The organism is Ruegeria sp. CK1, from assembly GCF_056536545.1.
The window spans coordinates 60,452-84,993 of record NZ_JBQFPX010000007.1 but is presented as its reverse complement, the minus strand read 5'-3'; the positions used below and the strand labels follow the sequence as shown (position 1 = coordinate 84,993).

Below are 24,542 nucleotides of genomic sequence, written 5' to 3'. Positions count from 1 at the left end.
GGAACAACCGGAAGCTTTCACCTCATGGCTTTTGAGACGATCATCGTCGAAATCGAAGACCACGTTGGGCTTATCAAGCTCAACAGACCGGACGCACTGAATGCGTTAAACTCGCAGCTGATCTCGGAATTGTGCACGGCTTTGCAAGATGCCGAAGCCAATGACAAAGTGCGCTGCATCGTTATAACCGGATCGGACAAGGCCTTTGCCGCCGGTGCGGATATCAAAGAGATGGCCGAGCTAAGCTTTGTCGATGTGTTCGACGGAAACTTCTTTGGTGATGTGAACGACCGGTTCAGTGCAATCCGCAAGCCGATCATCGCAGCCGTTGCGGGGTATGCGCTGGGCGGTGGCTGTGAATTGGCGATGATGTGCGACTTTATCATTGCAGCCGACACAGCTAAGTTTGGGCAACCCGAAATCAACCTGGGTGTCATTGCGGGCCTCGGCGGCTCGCAGCGCCTGACGCGTTTTGTTGGCAAGTCCAAATCCATGGACATGAATCTGACGGGCCGTTTCATGGATGCCGAAGAGGCCGAACGCGCTGGTCTTGTCAGTCGGGTCGTTCCTGCCAAGAAGCTTATGGAAGAGGCCATCGGCGCCGCCCAGAAGATTGCCGAGAAATCGCAGCTGAGCACGATGGCTGCGAAAGAAGCCGTAAACCGCAGCTACGAAGTGACGCTGAGCGAGGGGCTGCTGTTTGAACGCCGCGTGTTCCATTCGATGTTTGCAACCGAGGATCAGAAAGAAGGCATGGCTGCCTTCCTTGAAAAACGCGCAGCCCAATTCCGCGACAAGTGACAAGTAACGCGCACACGCAACCGAAGTAGGCGGGCTTGGCCCGCCTTTTTTGTGGCGGTCATTGCGTAAGGAAAGAATCAGCTTGGCAAAGGCTGCAAACTTGGATAACTAGCGCCGCTATACATGCGCGTGCGGCCCGCTTGGCCCGACTCACACTCGTGATTTTTGATCCGGTGCGGAATTGTCCGTGGCGCGCAACCCTAGATAAACGTACCGAACGAAGGTCAGAAACACATGGCAAATTCGCCCCAAGCTAAAAAGCGCGCGCGCCAGAACGAAAAGCGCTTCGCAATCAACAAAGCGCGCCGTTCGCGCATCCGCACCTATTTGCGCAAGGTCGAAGAAGCGATCGCATCCGGTGACAAAGATGCTGCAACTGCAGCCCTGCGCGCTGCTCAGCCCGAACTGATGCGCGGCGTCACCAAAGGCGTCTTCCACAAAAATACCGCATCGCGGAAAATGTCGCGCCTGTCGGCTCGCGTTAAAGCACTGGGTTAATCGCTCAGGTTGACCTTGGGTCAACAAAACAAGGTTTAATTGTTTACAAAGGCGTCACAATCAGTGGCGCCTTTTTGTTGCTGTTGCCGGAATGCCGCGCCTTCACGAAACTGAGAGATTCTTTCGGCAAAAGACCCGAGTCAATATCAGAGTTTCGTTGCCGTACGCCTTGGCCTCTTGTTACCACTGAGTCAGCGATTCACTCGCTTGGGGGGACAGGCTGTTTCATTGATCAAACTGACGGGCATCAGGATGGTCGTGAAACGAATGTTGGCGAACAGGCTCGACCGGTTTGCTGATCTGCACTGGGTCTTTGGGTTACCGAAGATCTGAGCCCTGTCGAAAAATTAGATTGCGATGCGCACCCAGCATACGGGGCGCCCTTCTGTTGGGTGTCCACCAGTTGGGCTGCGCTGACTTTCGGGGACAGTCCCGTCAGACCCATGTGGTTTGGCGCATGGGTACCCTTTGCGTGTGAATGCTTAATACCGGGCAACCGGGGCGTAGTAATAAGGCCGACAGGCCAAAAAGAATGGGATGCGTGAGGCGCTTAATGACACAAGAAAAATGGGGACAACTGCGTAACAAATTGCTGAAGGCGATCGGTAAGAACAACTACACCACCTGGATTGAACCTCTGGAATTCCAAGAGCTGCAGGATGGCGTTGCTGTTTTTTCGGTACCGACGAACTTTATGGGCAATTACGTAAGCCAGAACTTTGCTGATCTGATTCTGTACGAAATGAACACTGCGGGGGAATCGGTTCAACGCTTGGCGTTTCGTGTCGCGGCCAATTCGCCCGCACGCCCGTCCAGCGAATCCGCCGCCGCACCGGCGCCCATTCAGGAAAGTCCCCAGACTCAGTCTTTGTCCCAACAGGCCGAGCCCACAAACGATGCACTAGAGTCCCTGCAGGCCGCGCCGCTCGATGCTCGTTTCACCTTTGATAGTTTCGTGGTCGGCAAGCCCAACGAACTGGCTCATGCCGCCGCGCGCCGTGTGTCAGAGGGCGGCCCAGTCACCTTCAACCCACTGGTTCTGTATGGCGGTGTCGGCTTGGGTAAAACCCACCTGATGCACGCCATCGCGTGGGAGTTGAAAACCAAGCGCCCAGAGTTGAACGTGCTCTACCTGTCAGCGGAACAGTTTATGTATCGCTTTGTTCAAGCCCTGCGGGAACGCCGAATGATGGATTTCAAACATCTGTTCCGTTCGGTCGACGTTCTGATGGTTGATGACGTGCAATTTATTGCTGGCAAGGATTCGACTCAGGAAGAGTTCTTTCATACGTTCAATGCGCTGGTAGATCAGAATAAACAGATCATCATCTCGGCCGACCGCGCCCCTGGTGAGATCAAGGATCTGGAAGATCGCGTGAAGTCTCGCTTACAATGCGGTCTCGTGGTGGATCTTCACCCCACCGATTATGAACTGCGTCTGGGCATCCTCCAGAACAAGGTGCTGCAATACAACAGCACCTACCCTGACCTGACCATTGCTGACGGAGTGCTGGAGTTTCTGGCCCATCGCATCTCAACCAACGTGCGTGTGTTGGAAGGTGCTCTGACGCGCCTGTTCGCTTTCGCCTCTCTGGTGGGGCGCGAGATCGATATGGAGCTAACGCAGGATTGCCTGGCCGATGTGCTGCGCGCGTCCGAGCGTAAGATCACTGTAGAAGAGATTCAGCGCAAGGTTTCGGATTACTACAACATTCGCCTGTCCGATATTATCGGTCCCAAACGCCTTCGGTCTTATGCCCGTCCGCGTCAGGTGGCGATGTACCTGTGTAAGCAACTGACTAGCCGGTCATTGCCCGAGATTGGCCGCCGTTTTGGTGGGCGCGACCACACGACTGTTATGCACGGCGTCAAACGTATCGAGGAATTGAAAGTCACTGACGGTCAGATCGCAGAAGACGTAGAAATGCTGCGCCGCGCGCTAGAAGCCTGAACTATACCCACTACCACTCGGGAAACGCTCCGGACCCCACACCCGGGGCGTTTTCTTGTGCGCTTTAATCCACGGTTGCTCAGGAACTGTGCCCAGTCGGCCACGCGGCCCTTGACGCTTTGAGTGTTCCGACCCAGAAAACCATAAAAAATCCTTGTGCCTCAGGGTGGAACCGCTAACGTGCCAGTCCCGCCCATTTCGGCACGCAAGTCAGAGGAATTAAGGGTATGAAGATCAGCATCGAACGCGGCACCCTTCTCAAGGCCGTCTCACAGGCCCAATCCGTTGTGGAACGTCGCAACACCATTCCCATCCTTGCGAACGTGCTGATCGAGGCTGAAGGTGATCAGGCCCTGTTCCGTGCCACTGATTTGGATATCGAGGTGGTGGACAAGGCTCCGGCGCAGGTTGAAAAGGCAGGCGCTACGACTGTAGCGGCGACGACCCTGCACGAAATTGTCCGGAAACTGCCGGACGGCGCGCTGGTAACGCTGACGGCTGACAGTGCTGCGGGTCGTCTGACGGTTGAGGCTGGTCGGTCGAACTTCTCACTGGCGACACTGCCGAAAGAAGATTTCCCAGTGATGGCGTCCTCTGAGTATCAATCGAATTTCAAGGCCTCGGCAGCACTGTTGCGGCGGCTGTTCGACAAATCGAAATTCGCAATTTCGACGGAAGAGACGCGGTACTACTTGAACGGTGTGTACATGCATGTGGCCGACGGGTCCGAGGGTGGGAAGGTGCTGCGCTGTGTGGCTACCGATGGCCACCGTCTGGCGCGCATTGATGCAGACCTGCCGGATGGTGCTGCGGACATGCCGGGCGTGATCGTGCCGCGCAAAACAGTGGGTGAGCTGCGCAAGCTACTGGACGATGATGAGATGGATATTGCTGTCTCGGTAAGCGAAACCAAGGTGCGCTTTGCAACGCCGGATATCACCCTGACCTCGAAAGTGATCGACGGAACGTTCCCCGATTATACGCGGGTGATTCCGCAGGGTAACACCCGTCAACTGGAAGTGGATGCCGCCGAATTCGCGCAGGCCGTTGATCGGGTGGCAACTGTCTCTTCGGAACGCTCACGCGCCGTGAAGCTGCAATTGGATGCGGACAAGCTGATTCTGTCGGTGAATGCGCCAGATAGCGGCGCAGCCGAAGAAGAACTGGCCGTGGCCTATGGAGACGAGCGTTTGGAAATTGGCTTCAACGCCAAGTACTTGCTCGAAATTGCTTCGCAGGTGGATCGTGAGAACGCGGTGTTCTTGTTCAACTCGGCAGGCGACCCGACCCTGATGCGTGAAGGTAATGATCAAAGCGCGGTCTATGTTGTCATGCCAATGCGTGTCTGATCATTCCGGCGGGGTGGTTTTGAACGAAAGGGATGGGTCATGACCTTGGCCCTGACCGAACTTACGGTCTCGCATTTCCGATCTCACAAGCTGGCGCGGTTGTCCTTGGATGGGCGGCCGGTTGCAATACACGGGCCGAATGGGGCCGGTAAAACCAACATTCTTGAAGCGGTTTCTTTGTTCTCGCCCGGTCGCGGACTGCGGCGGGCAAGCGCAGCCGAGATGACCCGGCGGCCCGAAGCGCTGGGTTGGAAGCTTTCGGGTATCTTGCTGGCGCAAGGTCAGAAATATGAGGTCGAAACTTGGTCTGAAGGTGGCGCGGCGCGGCAGGTTCGGGTTGATGGGAAAGCTTCCAGCCAGATCGAGTTGGGGAAATTAGCGCGCGTGGTTTGGCTGATCCCGTCGATGGATCGGCTGTGGATCGAGGGGGCTGAAGGACGGCGGCGGTTTCTGGATCGTATCGCGCTGAGTTTCGACCCGACCCATGCCGAGGCGTCGCTGACTTATGAAAAGTCCATGCGCGAACGGAATCGTCTGCTGAAAGACCAAGTGCGCGATGCCCATTGGTATGCGGCTTTGGAAAGTCAGATGGCCGAGACCGGGTACCAGATACACGCCTCTCGATTGAAAGCACTTGAATACCTGCGTGCGGCTCAGGAGCAAGCAGAGACGGCGTTTCCTTCAGCTAATCTTGAATTGGTGCAAACGGAAGGTGAGATGCCAGAGACAGCAGGCGATCTGCGCGAGGCCCTGAATGAAAGCCGCTTCCGCGATTTGGCAGCTGGTCGCACATTGGTCGGGCCGCACAGGTCAGACTTGTATGGAGTGTTCGCCGCCAAAGGTGTGCCAGCCAAAGACTGCTCAACGGGCGAGCAAAAGGCTCTTTTGGTTTCCCTTATCCTTTCCAACGCACGCGCTTTGGCCGGGATGATAGGGGCGCCGCCGATTGTGCTATTGGATGAGGTTGCTGCCCATCTAGACGCGGGGCGGCGCGCGGCGCTGTATGACGAGATATGTGCGCTGGGCGCTCAGGCCTGGATGACGGGCACCGGGCCTGAACTGTTCGCGGAATTGGGGGACCGGGCCCAAACGCTCGTTGTAACCGAAGGCGATGAGGGCTCGGTCGTGACCGCTTAGGCCGGTTCGCCGACCTTCCGTTCCCACAGGAAACCGCGCATGACCTCGTCGACCGGAGTTTGCGCCATATGGTTCACATAGTTCGACATTGTTTTCTGCGCCAAGCCTAGAACCACATCCAGCACAGCGCGGTGTGAATAACCGGCGTCAAAGAACGCTTGCAGTTGTTCCTCGGACGGATTGCCACGGGTTTCCATCACTTGCAGGGTGAAGGTACGCAGTGCTTCCAGCTTGGCGTTGGGCAGCGGTGTTTCGTTGCGCAGGGCTTCTGTGATCTCGTCCGAAACCTTCATCATCTTGGCGATGCCGGTATGGGCGGGCACGCAATAGTGGCACTCGTTTTCCACGTTAATGGTCTGCCAGACGACGGTTTTCTCGTCATTGTCGAAATCGGTTTGCAGGAACAAGCCGTGCAGAACCTGATAACCTTCCAAGTGTTGTGGGCTTTCAGCCATCACTTTGTGCAGGCCGGGCAGACGGCCAAAAGCGGCCTGCGATTTTTCCAGCAGCGGTTTGGACCCCTCGGGGGCGGTTTCAAGGTCGTGAGACGGAAAATTGGCCATGTTGGACTCCTTTTTTGGCGCGATGACGCAAAAATAGGGTTTCTTGAGCGATTGCTCAACTATATATTTGAGTGATCGTTCAAAAATTAGTGAAGACCATGCCCAGAAAACCTTCTTATGACCGAGATGCGCTAATCGCACAGGCGCGCGATATTTTTTGGCGTAACGGCTGGGCTGGTACGTCGCTGAAGGATCTTGAGCGGGAACTGAAGTTGAAGCCGGGCAGTTTTTATGCGGCGTTCGGCTCGAAAGATGCGCTTTATGCATTGGCGTTGGAGCGCTATGCCCAAGACGGCATGGCCAATATAAAAGCTTTGGCAGAAAAACTGGGGCCGCTGGGTGCGCTAAAATCCCACCCGCGTCTGGTTGTCGATTCGTCAAAAATGCCCACCAAGGCCTGTATGCTCACCAAGACTTTTGCCGAATTGCAGGCACGTCAGCACGATCTGGCTGGTCAGGCCAGCGCTCATATGGTTGCGATGAAGGCCTGTTTTGCAGAGCTGTTTCGCCGTGCGCAAGAGGCAGGAGAAATCGGCAGTACCCATGATCCAGAAAGGCTTGCAGCCCGGTATCAGTCCGACTTTTTGGGGCTGCGATTGTCGGCGGAGCGGGATGATGTGAATGCAGCTGAAATCGCGGCAGATATCGCCGCCGATCTGGATCGGCTGTGATCCGCAAATAAACTCTACCCGCAGCACAAAATCTTGGGGCAGCGCGTGACATTCCCCACCAGAAAACGTATAAGATACCAAAATAATATAGGTACGAACGGCATGTCCGAAGACGCACAGGCACCACAAGAATACGGCGCAGATTCCATCAAAGTTCTCAAAGGTTTAGAGGCGGTTCGCAAGCGCCCTGGTATGTATATTGGGGATACGGACGATGGCTCGGGTCTGCACCATATGGTGTATGAGGTCGTGGACAACGGAATTGACGAGGCTTTGGCTGGTCATGCCGATCATGTGACTGTGAAGATTCACGCTGATTCCAGCGTTTCAGTCAGCGACAACGGGCGCGGAATCCCGGTGGATATCCACCCCGAAGAAGGCGTATCAGCCGCCGAGGTCATCATGACCCAACTGCATGCGGGCGGTAAGTTCGACAGCAACTCGTACAAAGTGTCGGGTGGCCTTCACGGCGTGGGTGTTTCGGTGGTGAACGCGCTGTCGGACTGGCTGGAGCTGCGTGTCTGGCGCAACGGCAAGGAACATGTGGCGCGCTTTGAAGGGGGCGAGACCTCTGAACATCTCAAAGTCGTCGAAGAATGTGGCGACCGCACCGGGACTGAAGTGCGGTTTCTGGCTTCAACCAATACGTTTTCGAACCTCGAATATTCCTTTGATACGCTGGAAAAACGCCTGCGCGAGCTGGCCTTTCTGAATTCGGGCGTGCGGATCATTCTGATCGATGAACGCCCCGCTGAGCGTCTGGAGACCGAGCTGTTCTACGAAGGCGGCGTCAAGGAATTCGTCAAATACCTCGACCGCTCCAAATCTCCGGCCATGCCCGAACCGATCTACATCAAGGGCGAGCGCGACGACATTGGTGTCGAAATCGCCATGTGGTGGAATGACAGCTACCATGAGACGGTTCTGCCCTTCACCAACAACATCCCTCAGCGGGACGGTGGTACGCACGTGGCTGGTTTCCGGGGTGCTCTGACCCGGACGATCAACAACTACGCGCAATCCAGCGGGATCGCGAAGAAGGAAAAAGTCAGCTTCACCGGTGACGACGCACGCGAAGGTCTGACGTGCGTGTTGTCGGTCAAAGTGCCTGACCCGAAATTCTCATCTCAGACCAAAGACAAGCTGGTGTCGTCCGAAGTGCGTCCGGCGGTCGAAGGGTTGATGAACGAGAAACTGGCCGAATGGTTTGAGGAAAACCCAAATGAGGCCAAGGGCATCGTCGGCAAGATCATCGAGGCTGCATTGGCCCGTGAGGCTGCGCGCAAGGCGCGAGAACTGACACGCCGCAAGACGGCGATGGATGTGAACTATCTGGCGGGTAAGTTGAAAGACTGCTCCGAGAAAGATCCGTCCAAGACCGAAGTTTTTCTGGTCGAGGGTGACTCGGCTGGCGGGTCAGCTCAAACCGGTCGGGACCGGCTGACTCAGGCTGTTTTGCCGCTGCGCGGAAAAATCCTGAACGTTGAACGTGCGCGTTTTGACCGGATGCTTTCGAGCCAGGAGATCGGCAACCTCGTGATGGCGCTGGGCACCGGCATCGGCCGCGATGAGTTCAACATCGAAAAACTGCGCTACCACAAGATCGTCATCATGACTGACGCAGACGTGGACGGTGCACATATCCGGACGTTGCTGCTGACATTCTTCTACCGGCAGATGCCGGAACTGATTGAGGGCGGATATCTCTATATCGCGCAGCCACCACTCTATAAGGTTTCGCGCGGTAAATCAGAGGTTTATCTTAAGGATCAGGCGGCGCTGGATGACTACCTGATCAATCAGGGTGTTGAAGGCGCAGTGCTGAAACTGGGCTCGGGTGAGGAAATCATCGGCCAAGACCTGACCCGCGTGGTCGACGAAGCACGCCAACTGAAGCGTGTACTTGATGCATTCCCGACGCATTACCCGCGTCACATTCTTGAGCAAGCTGCTGTCGCCGGAGCCTTCGTTCCCGGCGCTGTAGACGCTGACCTACAGGGCGTGGCCGACAAGGTCGCCGCCCGTCTCGATCTAATCGCGCTGGAATACGAACGTGGATGGCAAGGTCGGATCACGCAGGATCATGGCATCCGTCTGGCCCGCATCCTGCGCGGCGTTGAAGAGGTCCGCACGCTGGACGGCCCAATGCTGCGCTCAGGCGAGGCGCGCAAGACCGGCAGCTTCACGAAAAGTCTGCAAGAGGTTTACAACACCCCGGCCACCCTGGTCCGACGCGACCGCAGCCAAATGATCCACGGGCCGCTGGATTTGCTGCGCGCCATTCTCGAAGAGGGCGAAAAAGGCCTGTCTCTGCAACGCTACAAAGGTCTGGGCGAGATGAACCCAGATCAGTTGTGGGAAACCACACTAGACCCGGATGCCCGCACCTTGTTGCAGGTGCGCGTCGACGACATGGTCGAAGCTGATGACTTGTTCACCAAGCTGATGGGTGACGTGGTAGAACCCCGCCGTGAGTTCATCCAGCAAAATGCGCTGAGCGTCGAGAATTTGGACTTCTAGGTCGGTGTAGGTTTGCGCATAACACTTCGCGCACCCCATAAGTTTACGTAGTTCGCCCATAGTTTTGCGCTGCGCGTTTGTCTGCATTAGCGACGAATTCAATCAGTTTATGGCTTAGTCGTCGCGGATATGGCCCTTTGCATTGCTCAATCCCGCAAAGGGCCTCCCTAAGGAACCTTGGATTCTCGCGAAGGTCTGCGATGCGCAGAAAGCGGACTTTGCAAAGTCTTGGGTACAGATCGTAATAGAAGTCTATTTTCTCAGAACTCTGGGCCTAAGCATCGCTGGCTGATGATTAGAAGCTCGAACGACGGATTCAGTTTCAAGGTTCAAATCCATCTCAGCGGATCGCCCAGAGACTGTTGATCTTCCCCGAGTTCAGAGCGGAGTGAACAGATAGAATGATGCGGCGTGACGCCAATTTATTTCCTACCGACCCGGAGCGGGCAGGGTTTGGCTCAAGGCAGTTCCAGGAAGGGTCAAGATAAACGCAGAAAACAAATGGCTGAACAGATTTCTGGACTGTGACATAGATGATCTTCGCCGAGGTTGGGTGTGGGTGAACTAGTAGTTGAAACGCAAACCTAAGCCGGCACCTTTATCGTAGGGGCGGTCGGAACCTATGCCGATGAGGAAATCAGCATAAATTGCGATGCCAGGACTGAGGTTCTTGCCAATCTGGAACTCAGCGGTAGCTGGCCAAGCATCGTTCTCCCAGTCATATGGTGCTTTGATATCAGCCTTGGCCCAGTACCCATCGCCAAACGGTTGTAGCGCAATCAACCGCATCGCGGTTTGGTTTATGTCCGTCGGGCCATTGTATGAAGCAAAATGCTGGAGCAGTGGGATCAGCGTCAGCCCTGATTTTGTGTTTGCAAAGGCGAACCCGCCAAAAGGCGCAATTTGATCGGACCCGGTTCCGATCCCTTTTTCCGGGTCGCCAAAGTCCAGTATCCACTCCAGACCAATGGCCGACTTGATGGCCCACGTTTCGTTGAGCGGTCTCTGAGAAGGGAAATAGATCGCTTTGAGGCTCAATTTCTCAAAGTCAGTGAACCGAGTTCCAGTCACATCCGTTGAGTTGTAGTGCAACTCATATTTCAGTTTCAGATCAGGCCGCAGCATGTATGCGCCATCTATAAAGGCGTCCTGCTTGTCAGCACCGTTGCCCAAATCAAAATACTGATACCGGATGTCCGTGTTATTGACTGCGGCCAAAGGGTTTGAAGCGTTTTCATCGGCGATTGCTGAGGCCGCAACAATGCCAGTCGCCAATGCAAGGACAAGCGCTTGGATTTTCATATTGTTTCCAGAATTTTTGTTGTGGATGCCAAGCCCCACATCAAGCATATTATCATCTGATGCGGGGCTTGCATGACTCTTATCAGCTTCACCTTTTAGTCGGGCTGAATGTCCCGCTTGGCGACAAAGGCATCCACCGCTGCGACGGTTTCAGGACGAAGGTTCACGATACCTTCATAGGGACGTCCAGTCGCGGCTGGTTGATCGGGGTACATTTCCTTGAATTTCAGGTGGCGGGCAATAATGCGGTTAAACTCATGTCCAGCCCATGCTCCGATCTCGGTCGATACGCTCTGTTCTTCGCGGGGGTCGCGGAACAGGTTGTAGAACTTGGCCACGATAGCATTTTCACCTTTGGCCGGAACTTTGAGTTTGATGTGTTCCTTTACCACCTCTTTCAGCGAATTGATCGAGTAGATCAGTACATGATCCCTGCGCCCATGCGTATCGCCAATAAACATCAGGGACGTCTGATCGACACCGTCAATGATCCGGTCGCGGGGGATGGCATCCATCGCTCCGCCGATACGCGCAATTGACGTGAACAAATCAGAGATATGAATAATGTCAGATACAATTGAGTCTCCCTCGATCAAGCCGGGCAGGCGGGCAAACGCGTCCACCCGAACGCCTCCTTCAGACGTATCGGCCTTGCCGCCGCGGAAGACCAGCGGCGAAAACCCACTGCCGGGGGCATATTTGGTGAAGTGACCGTTGTCGCCCATCAAAACGATCAGGGTATTATCCCTGAGCCCCAGCGCATCGACTTCGTTCAGAACGACCCCTATCCATTCATCCAACTCTTCCATGCTTTCAACGAATGTACCGCCGTTGGGTGTCGTGAACGCTTCTCTCGTCGTGCGCGTTGTCGACAGAGGGACAAGCGGCCAGTATTGCAGGAAGAACGGTTCATCCCGTTCTGCTAGCAGGCGCAACTGCTCCATCGCCTGTGCCTGATAGCGGATGTTCATTTCATTATATTTGTCCTGGGTCCATTTCTCACCCGGTTCCATATGGACTTCGCGGACCTCCCCGCCAATAACAGCTTCAAGGCCGGTAATCATGTGTCCCGGATCAGGGCGAAACCAATCATCCAGCGTGTATTTGGAGTTGTAGTTGTCTTCCCCTATGGCCATGGTGATTTCTTCCTTGGCTGCATCTTCGTTGAAGATGGCCAACTGGCCCTGCTGATGGATGGGGAACGCGGCGTAGTCAAAGCCCTGATAAGTAGGCCAGGATTCCTGAATGTCGCCCATGTGCCATTTGCCAACATGCGAGGTGTTGTAGCCTACGGATTTCAGAACTTCGGCAATTGTGACTTCTTCATCGGCAAGGCCAAAACCTGAAATATCGACGGCGGTATCGCCCATCCCATTGCGATACGGCTGGCGACCCGTCATGAAGGCGACCCGCGACGGTGTGCAGGACGGCTCGGTATACATGCGCGCAAACCGCATGCTTTCCTCTGCGAGCGCGTTGATATTGGGCGTCGAATACCCGCGTATCGCGTTCATCTCGGGCATACCCATGTCGCCAAAACCCATGTCGTCAATAAGGATGTAGAAGATGTTTGGAGGGTTCCCTCCGTTTTTCTCACGAAAATCGGCCAGCAGTTGGTCAACCTGTGCGTCGTTCTCGACCCAAACGGCTTCGTTTTGCTGCTTCAGCACATAGTATTCCGCATCATGCACGATATTGCTGTCCTGAGCTGCCGCCGTGATAGCGGAGCCGGCAAAGACCAGCGCGGAGAGGAACAGTTTTGATTTCATGAGATACCCCTGTTTCATGATATACTTGTTTTCAGACCTTCAAGGATCAGATGATGGCAAAAGGTTGAAAGGGAGAGTTCGCTGTCTTCAGCCTGTGAGCGCAACAACTCTTTTTCGCTTTTGGTTAGCAGCGTTACGACGCGTTCGGTGCGCACAGTATCTTCAGGCAACGATGGGCGTCCGAACCTCTTCCCTCTCGATTTGTCTGCTTTGTCTTGCAATTGTCCACGCCTACATATTCGAATAACATTTCATGAAAACTACCTGCGGGGCGGAATGGACGACATCAAAAAACGATCAGCCCCCAAAAAAACCTGCGCCCCAAACACACTTTTTTTGCAGGACCCTTCGCAATTCCGCGAGCTGTCCCAATGGGATGTCGAGCTACGTCAAATTGAAGAGGGAACTATGAACTCTTCGGTATCCGTTTGGGCAGGTCTTGACCTTCAAATGATTGATTTGTCGTTTGATAAGGCTGTGTACCAAACCGGAGTTTCTCGCCCTGACATTCTAGCGTTTGGCTTACCAGACAAAGGGAGTGTACGAACTTGGCTTAACGGCTCACCCTCAGACACCGCTCTGATGAATTTTGGTAGCGGAGACCCTTTTGAAGGCGTGAGCAATTCAACGCTCACAGGCCTGACCTTTGGCATCGACATCCGAAGGGCTCAACGGATCGCCGACGATTGCGGTCTTGATATCAGCACCGTGCGAAATGACGCTTTAAGATCCTTCGTTAGCGACGCTGGCAAGCTGCATTACTTAGTCAAAAACAAAGCGCGCTTTCTAATTGGATCAGCGGCCGGACCAAGCTCTGATAGTGAAGAGAGTGATATGATCTTAGAGCTTCTGGAAATGCTGGTGGTAGGCGAAAAATGGAGTGATCGGCGAAACAGTAAAAATAGAACCCGTTTAGCACAACAAGCCGTTGAGTTCATGCGGGCCCATTTGATGGATAACGTGTCAATCGGTGAGGTATGTGCAGATATTCAGGTATCCACATGCACTCTTCGTCGCGCGTTTCAGGAAACATATGGGGTGAGCCCCAAGCAGTTTTATCTAAGAGCCCGTCTCGGTGCTGTGCGCCATGAACTGGTATCCTGCTCGCCAGAGGAGAGTATATCGGACATCGCAAACGCTTACGGATTTTGGCACATGGGTCAGTTCGCGCGAGACTACAGAGCACTCTTTGGACAACTGCCGACACAAACGTTGTCAGGCAAAATGAACTGAAACAGAGCTTGGCAGTCCGCGGCCTAACTTGTCCGCAACACTAGAATTGCAAAGTCGGATTTTGAAGGTCCGCTTAGGGCTGCCACCGGTCATTAATGTGAAAAGTAACGAAAGGCGACAACAAGCCCAATGCGGGCTTTGCCAACCTTTCAAATCAGCATCATCCCCGACCATTTCAGTTCGAGTTTCAATCCCTAGCGGGCAAGGCAACCTCGCCTTCCCAGTCAGAAATACGGTGCGGTAGCGCCAGGAATTTTGACGCCACACGTGTTTTGGTCGTTCCACTTCCAGTCATCCCCGAATATTTGCCGGTGGAGGAAACAATCCGCCAGTTGTTGACGCCGAAGGCAACAACCTCCCATCTCATGGTGAACGTGTCCTCTTCTTCACCATAAACACAGACGCCACCGCCGCTGACACCGCTGGGTCCGCCGAAACCCGAGCCCACGCACCGGACAAAACCAGGATCGATTGGTCCCTCGTCAACGGTATAAGTCCCATAGTTGTCCTCTTTCCAGAACACGTCCTCGCCCGCGGAAATTTGCTCTTGGTTGACGACATAGAAGTTCGTTGCCGACACTTTCTCTGCAGCAGTCAGACAATGAGGCGCAAAGAGAACTGCGGGGATAAGCATTGAACGCAACATGTTGTTTCCTTCGACAGTGGGGCAAAACCAGCATGATAGAGACTACGAAATTTATTGCTAGGAAAGGAACGCATAGCAGATACTTTGAGCTGGCTACGAACATGATCGATGCAGGCACGACGACGAGCGGGGCTCAAAAGTTTCCCTTTGTGGCTTCCGTCAGGATCAGTTTGTCCAGAGTCAGATCAGACACCGCGCGCCTCAGCCGCTCGTTCTCTTTCTGAAGCCGCTTCAGTTCTTTCAACTGATCTACGCCCATTCCGCCGTACTTCTTGCGCCAGCGGTAATAGGTTTGTTCAACAACGCCGATCTGCCTGATCGCATCAAGACGGGACATCCCTTGCCCCATCAGAACTTCAACCTGTCGTAACTTCGAGACAATCTCTTCGGGCTTCGGTCTCTTGTTTGCCATTCGTGGTCCTCCGTTTCCTAAACATAACGGCGGACCAGTTTAGATGGGGAGGCTCATCCATTGCTTTGAGAGCAGCTTCATGGGCTTGGACAGATGACCCGCCAACGCAATCTTCTACTACGCGGCAGAAGTAGTCTGATTGGTGGCCATCGACGAATGTGTAGTGCACACAAACATCTGTCAGCCCGCCGCACAACAAAAGTGTGTCTACCTTTAAACCGCGCAGCAGGATTTCGAAATCGGTGCCAAAAAATGCAGAATACCGTCGCTTCGGTACGATGTAGTCACCTTTGCGATATCCCATCTCATCTTTTGCAACTTCCGTTCTTGGATCACCTTCGAGACAATGTATGTCTTCGTCACCATCCAGTTCCCTTCCGAAGTCGACCTGATCGGGACGATGGACTTCCTGAACAAAGATGACGGGCACTTTGTTCTCATGCGCGGCGTCAACCAAGTCACGCGCAGCGATCATGCGCTGTTTGTAGCCCGGCATGTTGTCGATGGAGCGTACTTCGCTGTCATCAATAAACGTGCTCTTTTGAATGTCGACTACGATTAGGGCAGGTCTACCCTCGATCAGTTTCCTGGCTTGTTTGGTTTTAGTTGTCATGTTCGACCTCTAATTTGCCAGGTCGTCCTGAAAAAAACGCCCTTGCTTGGCCGGGTCGTCCCAGCGGGCAGATCAATTTTGACTAAATGTGCAACTGAGTATGGTCAAGACCGTGCTGCGTTGTTTTGGAATGAAAACTATATGCTCGCGCCTAGGGCAACATTGCCCGCAAACTGCCGTTAGGGGTTAAGTGTTGCGATGGTCTGTACCCAGCTCAGAATGGGCAGCCAATTACGGAATATAGCAATTCAGAAGAATTGTGACTTCCAACCGGCGGCTACTCTATTGCGTTTTGAAATGTTGCGGTAAGCCGTTTGTTCAAACCGTGATGAGGTTCGGCTGAAGAACCGTAGTGCAACTTCGCCAAAGCAGCGATGTCATTGAAAATCACTACGGAGCCGCCTTCTTCATTCGCGTAAACTAGTAGTTTTTGGCAAAAGGCATCCAAACCAATTGCCGGAAAGCCCGCCATAGCTACGCCACCGGGTGCTGGTCCGCCGAACAGTAAAAGTACCGCCTCCGGCAGGTCCACCCCCAGTTGGGACGCTTCGGTCGCAAAATCGATTTCCCCAAACCAGACAGTATCGTCCTGCCCCATCACGGCTGTCCTGAGACGTTCGACTGCCTCTGGTACGCTGAGCTGAGATCGCAGTTCGATGACCCCATAGTCGGCAAACAATCCGCTGATTGGCGCTGGTGCTGCATCCAAGCCGTTCAGAACTTCGAGCAGCTTGCTTTCAAATGTATTTAACGCTTGGGTGTCATTCAGACCATGCCGCACTTTGAGAAACTGAGAGTCTGTATAGGCGATCTGCGGGCGATCATCCTGATCGAAGGAAAGAGCGCGAAAAGGAAGGTCCAAACCTGCTCGTATGTTCTCTTCCAGAATGGGCGTGTTTATCTCTGGATCAGAGAAAATGAGTACACGTGATGCTGGCATTACTACGCCTTCAGCTTTGGCCAAGCGCGCGTGATCTATCGATGCGATTGGAGTAGCTCCCGCTTCGACAACGGCAGTCTCAAGCTCTAAAAAGTTTTTGTCCACCGCAGTCTGGACAGATGACGATTGAGCCAGACCGGATGTCGAAACCGACGCAGTTGTAATGATCGAGAGAACAAAGAAAAACCTCAGCACTTTAACACTTCCTGTTTCATTGTACTTTTCTCAGGGAAACCGCCGCCAGAGCTGCAAAAGCTATCTCGGCCGCAAGGTAAAATAGAAGCAACCCGTTTGGAACTCCATCGATAAGAATGCTTAGCATGCGTCCAACAGCCAGTCCCGACATAAACAAAAACAGAACCCAAAGCGCAGGGCGTTGTAATTCTGGTTTCGAAGCAGCCGCCAACCAAAACAACGCGTTTGCCAGGTAAAGACCCATAATCGCTCGGAACACGTGGGTTTGGTTCGTCCCTTCCACTGGAAATCCCAGCAAAACTGGGATCGAACTGTCGGGCATCAGACCGTATGAAAACGCAATTGGCACGAGGCCGACGGCAGCAAGCAGAAGGACTATTCTAGCACTCATGGAGGACTCCTTCTCGTAGAGGTTTCGCTTTTTTGCGAAATTCCTAGTCGGTTTTTTTTTAGGGCATCCGATGATTCGAGCCGGATGCCCAAACAGCACTCAGAAAGGCATATTGTATGCCTCATTAACCTTCTGAGAGATGACACCTTCGGTTGATGTCTATTCGTCAACTTAACCTTGGTTGGAAACCAGCTTCCCACTCGGAAGAATTCCTCTAAGGCTTCAAGATGTGCCTGGCGCTACTGCTGCTTTCGTTTGACCGAAATAATGCAGCCAGAGTGTTTTGGATGCCGAGCAGGTACATCCCGTGCCATTGCGTCCACGTTTCCGAGGTGCCGCAACGCTCCGTTGTTCAGCAACACGCCTCGCCCAGCATCATACCGGCGCTGTCCAAATCCGCTGGCTACGCATTCCCAGTCTTCCTTGGCTGCCGCGTCGCGGAATCTCGGTAGGTCGTGCGGGTCATGTCGTCCAGGTGTTGCTGCGACGTGATCGTGTTTCTTCGCATTACTTTGGTGGGTTACATGGTGGGTCACTTGTGTTGTGTCAGGTTGCTGGACAGTACCGGTTGTCGGCCTCGGCTTGGGGCGCATGATTGTCACGACGCCTTGAGGTTTCGGATGTCCTGGGACGGCCACGTGAGTTGCCGTCGGTTTTGGTGTCAACTGTGGAACCTGGCCAGGAACCGCCGTGGGAACCTGATTGGGGGTTGCGGTTGGGACAAGCGGTGGTGTCGCCGTAGTACCGCTGGGTTGCGGAACACGGCCGGGCACTGCGACCGGAATCTGGTTTGGTGTTGCAGTCGGGACGAGCGGTGGCACAGCAGTTTGTCCAGTGGGCTGAGGTGGGACCTGACCAGGAACTGCGACTGGTATTTGGTTTGGTGTTGCGGTGGGCACAAGTGGCGGCACCGCTGTTGGGCCGGTGGGTTGAGGCGGAACCTGGCCAGGGGTAGCGACCGGAACTTGATTGGGAGTTGCAGTCGGAACTTGCGGGGGCACCGCGGTGGGACCAGTAGCCAATGGCGGAACCTGATTTGGAACAGCTGTCGGAACCCGGTTTGGTGTCGCGTTTGGTGCCAGAGGCGGAGTTAGGGTCGGCGCTACTACCGGCGTGGGAACCTGACCAGGAACCGCTATTGGTGTCGCAATAGGAACCTGACCGGGAACTGCGTTCGGGACCGCGCCCGGCGCAAGGACTGGAACAGTAACGGACGTGGGCGTTTGCTGCGTTCCCTTAGGCGGCAACTGATTTGCCACCGGCTGAGTTGGGCCAGTAACTTGATTACCTGCCCCTTGCCCACCAGCCTGCCCGCATCCTTGGCTCGACTGGTGTGGGTTCCCTACGCCTCGGCACCACCCGTAGTGATTTCCGCGGGCAAAGACCTGAGTAGCGGCCAGTTCTGCAATTAGACAAGTTGCGGTAAGTACAGCAATTCGGTTCAGTTTCATAACATCCTCACCAACTTGTTGTCAGAGCAAGATACGCGCCAGGATCGCCAGAGTCGGTCAAAGGGCCGTCTCTCAAAGGGACACCGACATATCCGGACAGGAATAGATTTTGCTTAAACTCAATGTCCAACCCGAGACCTGTCGATGCCAGTGTAGCATTGTCAACTTCAAAACTCGCAGGGTCATTGTTCGAGATGTAACCCACGTCGAAAAAGGCAAAGGGTGTTAAGCGATGGATGCTCTGGGAACTGGGGAAGTAGGAATGAGACACTTCGAAAATCGCGGAAATCCCGGAATCACCATCCACTTCGTCAAAACGATATCCGCGCAAAGCGTAGCGATCACCAAGGAAGTACTCTTCGACAGAGGGCAGCCGGTCTGTTGTGTACTGCCCCCAGATCTCGGTGCGCCAAGCTGTGTTGGGCGACAAGCCCGTTAGTGGGCTTTCGTATCCGATGCCGCCTCGTAGATGCCAGAACGAAGAGTCCCCGTCGTCAAAATTCGCGTCTGTCGTTTCATTGTCATTATCGCCAAAAGATAAGGTTAGCCCCGCTTCCAGAGCTTGTCCCTTTGGATAGTTTTGCCCGTAAAGATAAGTAAGGCCAACGACACTCGCGTCACTGGATAATGGAACGCCGCCACTGACTGAGTCCGCTTTTGAAAGGCGATAATCCAGCAGAAAGTATCCATATCGGGCTACATCTCGGATTACGGGGTAACCCATCGCGACGGTGAAGTTCTCGCCGTCAATATCTGTTCTAGCAAAATTTCCTGAGAGGTCACGTTTTGCGTTTATGTTCCCGTAGAAGATCTCACCGTACAGACCATTACTGTTCAGCGGGGTGCGATAGGTAAGAGCGCCCCATAAAGAGTGTTCATCGTCTTTGTCCCAATTGTAATTGCCTGAACCCTCAAATCGCAGCAGATCCCCAACGGTCAGTGTCGAATAAAACTCTTGTACGACATAGAAACTGAGCGCTTCCCCAAGCTCACGCGGAGGGTTGTCTAGTGTCGCACTACCGGCTTGTTTGCGCAGAGGTTCTCCCAATACTCTCAGCCGAGCACCAGCCTGATCCGGGTAATCAAGTTCGGTCGACACGTCCAAATCGGGTATGTCCTCGGCTAGCATAACCGCCCGCTCAAATCGTTTTAGAGTTATTGGATATGCGGTGGTGAGGGGCTGAAAAATCTTCTCTAGTGTTTGGAACGTGCGAGTATCTACGCCTTCAATTTCGATGGTTTGAATGCGCCCTTCATCAACAATTATGCTCTGCCCATCGGGACCGGGCCAGGCCTCAGCCAAAAAGTAACCGTCTTCTCGGTAGATCTGAGTAATCGTTGATGCGACCTCCACCGCTGTGATGCGCCCAGACCGATTGAAGGCCAATTGACCGGCAAAAGTTAACAGCTCATCCGCATCATACACCGTTACGCCGCTGACCGAGTGCTGGGACGCGATGTCCCAGGTTTGGGCAATGCTACTTCTTGGAACTGATGCAGTGGCCACAAGAGTGCAAATGATCGCAAAAACAACTGAGCTGAATACGCGCATTTTTGACAACCTTAAAGTGACTGAGCATGTTGAAGTCCAATGTTATTATGTGGTTCGCATGTGTGAACCTGACGCTACTCGAATATATTGATGGGTGATGTTTTTAAGAAACACAGTGAACAGAACGCAGATTTACTTAATATGCCGCACATACGACGGCGCTCAATTACACAACCCGGCTTTTCAACAAGTTAGAGTAGAGAACTAGTAGAACAGTCCTCACAATTCCGGTTGCTCAAAAACATAAAGCCGCGATTTCTTGGCATCGTCTGTCAGGATATAGAGAAGCCCTTTGGTCTCATCGAGAGCGATTCCTTCGGGATGTTTAACTTCCTTTTGTTTGCCATCTTCTGTGAACGTCAAACTGATAGACTTTACGGACTTGAACTCTGGATTGTAGATGAAGATTTGACGTCCTTTGTCGCTCAAAATCCAAAGAGAACGTGAGGACGGGGACCAGGCTAAGCCGCTCAAATCCAGTTCATCGTCATTCACGCGATCAGACACAAAACCAGATTCGCGATACAAAGGGATGATTTCATCAATCTCAGTTAGCTCTGGTGACAATACTAACAACAGCCGCGGCTGCCCTTCGATAACCACGAATACTCGCCCGGTGTCCGGATCGACGGTGATGCCCTCAGGTCCCTTGTTCAAAGGATTGCCGAGGAGCATTTCAGCGGCGGCCGAGTAACCTTTGAGAGATGTGAGAGGGATTGTGGTCAGTCGAACGGGGTTGGTTGGGTGAACAACTAGAATTGATCGGTCAGTTTCCTGAACCACCAAAACAGATCCATCTTTTCTTGATGCAACGCCCTCCAGATCTGATCCCTCCAATGATGGCAACTTAAAGGAGTTTCCCAATGTCCCGTCGATTCCAAGGAGGTGCAGTTTAGGTTCAGCGTCGCTTACTGACCACAAGAAGCCTTCAGCGTAGGACAGAGACAATCCGGAAGGTTCCGAGAAGCCTTCCGATTTACCCGCCACCTTGAAGGAGTCGACGAGTGTCAAGCCAGGACTCTCGGCATGGGCGCGCTCAATCCAAGCCAGCAATGCAAAAGCAGTGCTTGTAAAAGAAGCCAGTGTCCCAAGCTTGGGGAAGCACCGTGAAAACCCAAGTTTCGACCGAAGCAGCTTGTGTTCTGACATTGGATTTTCTCGCGCTTGGACCATATCCCTGTATCAGCGTTCGTATCACAGTCCGGATGCGATGTCCGAAGAATGCACGGAAATCTCTTTACCTGATCCCGCCTGTTGCGATTGAATTGAATGGGGCACGAAGTGCCTTTGGTGAAGCGTAAGCCTTTGGCGTGAGCAGGAAGGAAGACAAGTTGAACAAGGCTTTCCCACTCATGGCCGTGCTATTGATGGTGCTGTTGCCAGGTGCTGCGGTAGCACAAGTCGACCCCGCGACGATGCTGGCCGGTACTTCAGAGTCGGAAATACTTATCGAACGACGTTGGATACAGTTTCGGGGCAAACAGGAACTGTATTTTTTCACTCTCGATGTGATCGTCACAATCATTCTGGCTGGCTTGATCGTCTATCATCCGGTGAGACGCAAAGCCCGTAGAAGTGTCAGCGATATCGTCATGCCAAGGCTTTTCTTTCTCTATGCGCTTATCGGCATGGCGGTTGGCTTTCTGGTAGTTCAGCATGGGTCAATGATTGGTTTCGTTATCTTTGGCATTGGCGCGTTGCTCAGGTTTCGCTCCAATCTGGATGATCCGGTCGATACAGTCGAAATGATAATCGTAACGGTTCTTGGTCTTGCGGTTGGTTTGGGCTTGCCGCTGATGGCCACACTGGTGGCGATTGTGTGTTGGTGTTTCATTTGGCTCGGAGGGCGAAACAAGGGCGTGGAAATTTCGCTCAAGGCCACAGACGAAGAGCACTCGTTGAAAGTCAGCGGAGACATTGAAGCCATGGCCGCAGACGCTGGCTGGAAGCTTGTCAGAAAACACCACGTTCCCGGCAAATCTCGCGTTTCATTGCTTTTCATCACCTCGGGTGGACTTTCGGAAGCCCGGATAGAAGAGATGATAAACGACATGGTTCCTGAAAAAGTTGAACTGAAGCTCAACCTCTAGTCATTTGACAAGGTCCAAACGTTTCAACACCGCGTTCGGGGATCTGATCTCTTTCGGAAGCGACTTGAAGTTTACCGACCTTTCGAAATCAGGTCCTCGATATACTGCTATCCCAAATTCTCCGTTTGGCTGGAATGTAACATAAGTGAAGCTATGAGGTGATCTGGCGTTATCGCCAATAAGCCGCCGCGGGCCACCGCCCAAGCAAGCCTGGGAGACATAAGCCACGCCGTCTTTCCAACCTGGATAGAAGGCATGATGGTGGCCTGAAAGGTGCAGAACGACACCGCTTTCCAGGTAGATCTTTTCAAGTGTTGGGTCACCGATGATTTCGCGTTCGCGCTGAATCGCGAAGGGCCAGAGTGGGAGGTGACTGAAAGTGACAATCGGGTCTCCATTTGCGCCCAGTTCCTCAAGCCTGTCCTGCTGGTCGCCGGATAGAGGTCCCAAGGTCGTAGCGTCCAAAGACGCAAACGTTACGCCCTGCATCTCAAAAGCGTAGAAGAACGGGTAGTCATCCGAAACCAGAAAATCGACGTCTGGTTTTCTCGGTGTCCATTCCTCTGCGTATATTTTTCTTTCACGCTCGAACCCACGGTAGGCGGAGGCATCATGGTTTCCTGGCGTGACCGCAAATGGAATGCCGGCAGCCTCTAAAGGATCTGATACGGCCTCGTGAAACGCCTTCCACATCTCCCTGACCTGTTTGTCGGATAAGTTGGGGATGCGCTGTCCCGCAACCATATCTCCGGTCGAAATAACCAGATCTGGATCAATCTCGACTATCCGCTCAATCGCTTTGTCGACGCGGGCATCGTATCTTACCGAACCATAGCTTCCGTTCAGATCCGATATGACGATAACATCCAATGCCACCGCTTTGCAGGCGATCAGAGCGGTCCAAATGAACGCCGCAAAAAGGGTGGAAAGCTTACGGGGCATTACAGTCCACAGCCTCTACCTCGGTGTCGTTTCTCAAAAAGAATGCGACAGGATCCAAGTCGAACATCAAATCGCCATTTGAACAATTGTCCTGGAGGATGGACGTTGCCAGCTGGGTGTTTTTTACAACTTGTGCAATCTGCCTATCTGACAACCCAAGGCTCTGCGACAGCCAGCCGTAGACGGGACCTTGAGATTTAAGATCATTATTCAAAGAAACCAAGCGCCGATATGTGCTTGGAGAGAAGTGGCGAATTTTCTCCAGCATTTGAGTAGATTTCGCGAAGTTGGCATACTCGACACGCCCGCCAGCATCGTTGTCGTTTAGATTGCTGCGACGGATCAATAACGCGTCGGCGGGAACGTCTCCATCGTTTGGCTCATGGTGCTTGGCTTTCTTATGCTTCAGTTCTCCGTCTTCGACCCAATACCAATAGGGTGTGAAGTCTATGTTTCCCACACGGTCCTGCTGGCTAAAGATGAAATCGAGGAGCACGATCTCTGTAAGTTCTTGCATCCAAAGTGCCATCTGTTGGTCGCTGACATCGGGGCCGAGATCCTTGTTGATCATTCGGTCTTTTCGGCCTTCTTTAACGCCCTCTGCAATGGCTTCTGACAAGGGTTTCGAAGACCGCAAGGCCAAGAAAGCAGGAGTTTCCTGAAAATCGCGGTTTTGACCTTTTCCCCACCCAGATTTGCGTGTGCCGTTGATTTCCGAACCGTATCGATGCCCAGGACTATCAAGCAGTACACCGTATATTTGCATTCGATCTGCGGTGAATAGATCATCGGTCGGTTGGTATGAGTTCGGGTCAGCGTCCGCAGCTGCAAAGACCCGCCAGCCTTCATGGTTCATGCGCCCGCCGCGAGAGCCACCAGAAATCGCAAGGCCAGGCTCTGCGACCTCTGAAAAATGCGCCTGGGCGTCCATGCTGCGCCAAACGGCGACAGGAACTTTGACAGTCGTGTCGAAATATCGGGAGAAATGATAGTAAAGCAGCGACGAGGTGGAAAAGGTTCCACTGGTGCCCTTTTGGTTCATGGTGGATTTGAATTTGGCCACCCTGTCCTTGGCCAGATCTTTTGCTGCCTTCCCCTCTTTGCAAGCGTTTCTCTCGAATTCAGAACGGTTCTTCTTGTAGGGCCCTTCCGAAATATCGTAGACGGCCATTCCTGGGCTGGTGCTCCAGGTTTTCGGGCAAATAGCAATTTCGGTGGCATAGAAATCGATCTCGCAATAGGCCGTTTCTTCCTCAAGATCGCTTTTCTTATACTCGCCCGTTGGAATTTTTTCGATCCGAATACAGAGTTCAGTAATGCCGTTAGGACTATCAAATGTGGTGGCTTCACCTAGAACATCGTCGTTCGCCCATAAGACGGTGGGCGCAATGAGAGCAAGTGACCACAGAAGATTGAACTTCATTTGGATAGTCCTCCCAAAATCATTTAGGGCAAATCGCTGCCTGTTGTTCGGTGGAGATCTTCAATTTGGGGTCGACGCTGAAGTTGGAGAACT

At 53.4% G+C, this 24,542-nt stretch carries 21 protein-coding genes and 1 pseudogene; 9 read left to right on the top strand and 13 right to left on the bottom strand.

Annotated elements, in window-relative coordinates; genetic code table 11:
• Window positions 1-24: 24 nt before the first annotated feature.
• The 5 genes from ACR0L3_RS16055 to recF all read left to right on the top strand — a co-directional run bounded on the left by ACR0L3_RS16055 (window position 25) and on the right by recF (window position 5,736).
• The gene (locus ACR0L3_RS16055; protein ID WP_480746766.1) at window positions 25-801 is read left to right on the top strand and encodes an enoyl-CoA hydratase; all 777 of its coding nucleotides are present in this window, start codon (window positions 25-27) and stop codon (window positions 799-801) included.
• A 234-nt stretch (window positions 802-1,035) separates the two neighbouring features.
• Window positions 1,036-1,299, top strand: coding sequence for a 30S ribosomal protein S20 (rpsT, locus tag ACR0L3_RS16050; protein ID WP_170351928.1), 264 nt, complete (start codon window positions 1,036-1,038; stop codon window positions 1,297-1,299).
• Window positions 1,300-1,852: 553 nt separating this feature from the next.
• Complete coding sequence (gene dnaA, locus ACR0L3_RS16045) at window positions 1,853-3,250, top strand: chromosomal replication initiator protein DnaA (RefSeq protein WP_480746765.1); 1,398 nt, start codon at window positions 1,853-1,855, stop codon at window positions 3,248-3,250.
• Between the two features lie 227 nt (window positions 3,251-3,477).
• The gene (gene dnaN, locus ACR0L3_RS16040) at window positions 3,478-4,599 is read left to right on the top strand and encodes a DNA polymerase III subunit beta (protein ID WP_480746764.1); all 1,122 of its coding nucleotides are present in this window, start codon (window positions 3,478-3,480) and stop codon (window positions 4,597-4,599) included.
• Window positions 4,600-4,638: 39 nt separating this feature from the next.
• On the top strand, window positions 4,639-5,736 hold the full coding sequence (recF, locus tag ACR0L3_RS16035; RefSeq protein WP_480746763.1) for a DNA replication/repair protein RecF: 1,098 nt from the start codon (window positions 4,639-4,641) through the stop codon (window positions 5,734-5,736).
• Here the strand turns inward: recF and ACR0L3_RS16030 are convergent.
• The gene (locus ACR0L3_RS16030; RefSeq protein WP_480746762.1) at window positions 5,733-6,299 is read right to left on the bottom strand and encodes a carboxymuconolactone decarboxylase family protein; all 567 of its coding nucleotides are present in this window, start codon (window positions 6,297-6,299) and stop codon (window positions 5,733-5,735) included. The two genes, recF and ACR0L3_RS16030, sit on opposite strands and share 4 nt — an antisense overlap.
• 98 nt (window positions 6,300-6,397) lie before the next feature.
• On the opposite strand from ACR0L3_RS16030, the gene ACR0L3_RS16025 reads away from it, so the two are divergent.
• Both ACR0L3_RS16025 and gyrB read left to right on the top strand, forming a co-directional pair.
• Complete coding sequence (locus ACR0L3_RS16025) at window positions 6,398-6,970, top strand: TetR/AcrR family transcriptional regulator (protein ID WP_480746761.1); 573 nt, start codon at window positions 6,398-6,400, stop codon at window positions 6,968-6,970.
• 102 nt (window positions 6,971-7,072) lie between these two features.
• A complete protein-coding gene (gene gyrB / locus ACR0L3_RS16020; protein WP_480746760.1) occupies window positions 7,073-9,490 on the top strand; it encodes a DNA topoisomerase (ATP-hydrolyzing) subunit B in 2,418 nt (805 codons plus the stop codon).
• Window positions 9,491-10,054: 564 nt separating this feature from the next.
• Here the strand turns inward: gyrB and ACR0L3_RS16015 are convergent.
• On the bottom strand, window positions 10,055-10,792 hold the full coding sequence (locus ACR0L3_RS16015; protein ID WP_480602562.1) for a hypothetical protein: 738 nt from the start codon (window positions 10,790-10,792) through the stop codon (window positions 10,055-10,057).
• 95 nt (window positions 10,793-10,887) lie between these two features.
• A complete protein-coding gene (locus ACR0L3_RS16010) occupies window positions 10,888-12,561 on the bottom strand; it encodes a sulfatase-like hydrolase/transferase (RefSeq protein WP_170334738.1) in 1,674 nt (557 codons plus the stop codon).
• A 276-nt stretch (window positions 12,562-12,837) separates the two neighbouring features.
• On the opposite strand from ACR0L3_RS16010, the gene ACR0L3_RS16005 reads away from it, so the two are divergent.
• Window positions 12,838-13,794 carry a helix-turn-helix domain-containing protein gene (locus tag ACR0L3_RS16005; RefSeq protein WP_170334736.1) on the top strand — a complete coding sequence of 319 codons (957 nt, stop codon included), beginning with the start codon at window positions 12,838-12,840 and terminating at the stop codon, window positions 13,792-13,794.
• Between the two features lie 187 nt (window positions 13,795-13,981).
• On the opposite strand, the gene ACR0L3_RS16000 is transcribed toward ACR0L3_RS16005, so the two are convergent.
• The 8 genes and pseudogenes from ACR0L3_RS16000 to ACR0L3_RS15965 all read right to left on the bottom strand — a co-directional run bounded on the left by ACR0L3_RS16000 (window position 13,982) and on the right by ACR0L3_RS15965 (window position 21,047).
• Window positions 13,982-14,440 carry a hypothetical protein gene (locus tag ACR0L3_RS16000; RefSeq protein ID WP_170337121.1) on the bottom strand — a complete coding sequence of 153 codons (459 nt, stop codon included), beginning with the start codon at window positions 14,438-14,440 and terminating at the stop codon, window positions 13,982-13,984.
• 68 nt (window positions 14,441-14,508) lie between these two features.
• Window positions 14,509-14,852, bottom strand: a pseudogene (locus tag ACR0L3_RS15995) (transposase); the annotation flags it as partial.
• Window positions 14,797-15,465, bottom strand: coding sequence for a cysteine hydrolase family protein (locus tag ACR0L3_RS15990; protein WP_480746759.1), 669 nt, complete (start codon window positions 15,463-15,465; stop codon window positions 14,797-14,799). The pseudogene ACR0L3_RS15995 and the gene ACR0L3_RS15990, both read right to left, overlap by 56 nt.
• A 277-nt stretch (window positions 15,466-15,742) precedes the next feature.
• Window positions 15,743-16,600, bottom strand: a complete 858-nt coding sequence (locus ACR0L3_RS15985) for a DUF302 domain-containing protein (protein ID WP_170567612.1) — start codon at window positions 16,598-16,600, stop codon at window positions 15,743-15,745.
• 16 nt (window positions 16,601-16,616) lie between these two features.
• Window positions 16,617-16,991, bottom strand: coding sequence for a DUF4345 domain-containing protein (locus ACR0L3_RS15980; protein ID WP_170567614.1), 375 nt, complete (start codon window positions 16,989-16,991; stop codon window positions 16,617-16,619).
• Between the two features lie 239 nt (window positions 16,992-17,230).
• On the bottom strand, window positions 17,231-18,442 hold the full coding sequence (locus tag ACR0L3_RS15975; RefSeq protein ID WP_480746758.1) for a hypothetical protein: 1,212 nt from the start codon (window positions 18,440-18,442) through the stop codon (window positions 17,231-17,233).
• A 7-nt stretch (window positions 18,443-18,449) separates the two neighbouring features.
• Entirely contained in the window at window positions 18,450-19,994 is a 1,545-nt protein-coding gene (locus ACR0L3_RS15970) for a ShlB/FhaC/HecB family hemolysin secretion/activation protein (protein WP_170334787.1), read from the bottom strand.
• Window positions 19,995-20,213: 219 nt separating this feature from the next.
• Entirely contained in the window at window positions 20,214-21,047 is an 834-nt protein-coding gene (locus tag ACR0L3_RS15965; RefSeq protein WP_480746757.1) for an SdiA-regulated domain-containing protein, read from the bottom strand.
• A gap of 278 nt (window positions 21,048-21,325) precedes the next feature.
• Between ACR0L3_RS15965 and ACR0L3_RS15960 the strand changes: the two genes are divergently transcribed.
• Entirely contained in the window at window positions 21,326-22,084 is a 759-nt protein-coding gene (locus ACR0L3_RS15960) for a DUF4956 domain-containing protein (protein ID WP_480746756.1), read from the top strand.
• Here ACR0L3_RS15960 and ACR0L3_RS15955 read toward each other — a convergent pair whose 3' ends face one another.
• Together ACR0L3_RS15955 and ACR0L3_RS15950 are read right to left on the bottom strand one after the other, a co-directional pair.
• Window positions 22,085-23,026, bottom strand: a complete 942-nt coding sequence (locus ACR0L3_RS15955) for a metallophosphoesterase family protein (protein WP_480746755.1) — start codon at window positions 23,024-23,026, stop codon at window positions 22,085-22,087.
• Entirely contained in the window at window positions 23,016-24,449 is a 1,434-nt protein-coding gene (locus ACR0L3_RS15950; protein WP_170710077.1) for a hypothetical protein, read from the bottom strand. The genes ACR0L3_RS15955 and ACR0L3_RS15950 overlap by 11 nt, the downstream gene beginning before the upstream one ends.
• Window positions 24,450-24,542: the final 93 nt, after the last annotated feature.

Excerpts from the sequence above, each read along its gene's own strand:
- ACR0L3_RS16015 (WP_480602562.1), bottom strand. The coding sequence starts at position 10,792 with ATGAAAATCCAAGCGCTTGTCCTTGCATTGGCGACTGGCATTGTTGCG.
- ACR0L3_RS16005 (WP_170334736.1), top strand. The coding sequence starts at position 12,838 with ATGGACGACATCAAAAAACGATCAGCCCCCAAAAAAACCTGCGCCCCA.
- dnaN (WP_480746764.1), top strand. The coding sequence starts at position 3,478 with ATGAAGATCAGCATCGAACGCGGCACCCTTCTCAAGGCCGTCTCACAG.
- recF (WP_480746763.1), top strand. The coding sequence starts at position 4,639 with ATGACCTTGGCCCTGACCGAACTTACGGTCTCGCATTTCCGATCTCAC.
- ACR0L3_RS15950 (WP_170710077.1), bottom strand. The coding sequence starts at position 24,449 with ATGAAGTTCAATCTTCTGTGGTCACTTGCTCTCATTGCGCCCACCGTC.
- ACR0L3_RS15955 (WP_480746755.1), bottom strand. The coding sequence starts at position 23,026 with ATGCCCCGTAAGCTTTCCACCCTTTTTGCGGCGTTCATTTGGACCGCT.
- ACR0L3_RS15990 (WP_480746759.1), bottom strand. The coding sequence starts at position 15,465 with ATGACAACTAAAACCAAACAAGCCAGGAAACTGATCGAGGGTAGACCT.
- ACR0L3_RS16030 (WP_480746762.1), bottom strand. The coding sequence starts at position 6,299 with ATGGCCAATTTTCCGTCTCACGACCTTGAAACCGCCCCCGAGGGGTCC.
- ACR0L3_RS16000 (WP_170337121.1), bottom strand. The coding sequence starts at position 14,440 with ATGTTGCGTTCAATGCTTATCCCCGCAGTTCTCTTTGCGCCTCATTGT.
- ACR0L3_RS15980 (WP_170567614.1), bottom strand. The coding sequence starts at position 16,991 with ATGAGTGCTAGAATAGTCCTTCTGCTTGCTGCCGTCGGCCTCGTGCCA.
- ACR0L3_RS15975 (WP_480746758.1), bottom strand. The coding sequence starts at position 18,442 with ATGAAACTGAACCGAATTGCTGTACTTACCGCAACTTGTCTAATTGCA.
- ACR0L3_RS16010 (WP_170334738.1), bottom strand. The coding sequence starts at position 12,561 with ATGAAATCAAAACTGTTCCTCTCCGCGCTGGTCTTTGCCGGCTCCGCT.
- ACR0L3_RS16025 (WP_480746761.1), top strand. The coding sequence starts at position 6,398 with ATGCCCAGAAAACCTTCTTATGACCGAGATGCGCTAATCGCACAGGCG.
- ACR0L3_RS16055 (WP_480746766.1), top strand. The coding sequence starts at position 25 with ATGGCTTTTGAGACGATCATCGTCGAAATCGAAGACCACGTTGGGCTT.
- ACR0L3_RS15970 (WP_170334787.1), bottom strand. The coding sequence starts at position 19,994 with ATGCGCGTATTCAGCTCAGTTGTTTTTGCGATCATTTGCACTCTTGTG.
- dnaA (WP_480746765.1), top strand. The coding sequence starts at position 1,853 with ATGACACAAGAAAAATGGGGACAACTGCGTAACAAATTGCTGAAGGCG.
- gyrB (WP_480746760.1), top strand. The coding sequence starts at position 7,073 with ATGTCCGAAGACGCACAGGCACCACAAGAATACGGCGCAGATTCCATC.
- rpsT (WP_170351928.1), top strand. The coding sequence starts at position 1,036 with ATGGCAAATTCGCCCCAAGCTAAAAAGCGCGCGCGCCAGAACGAAAAG.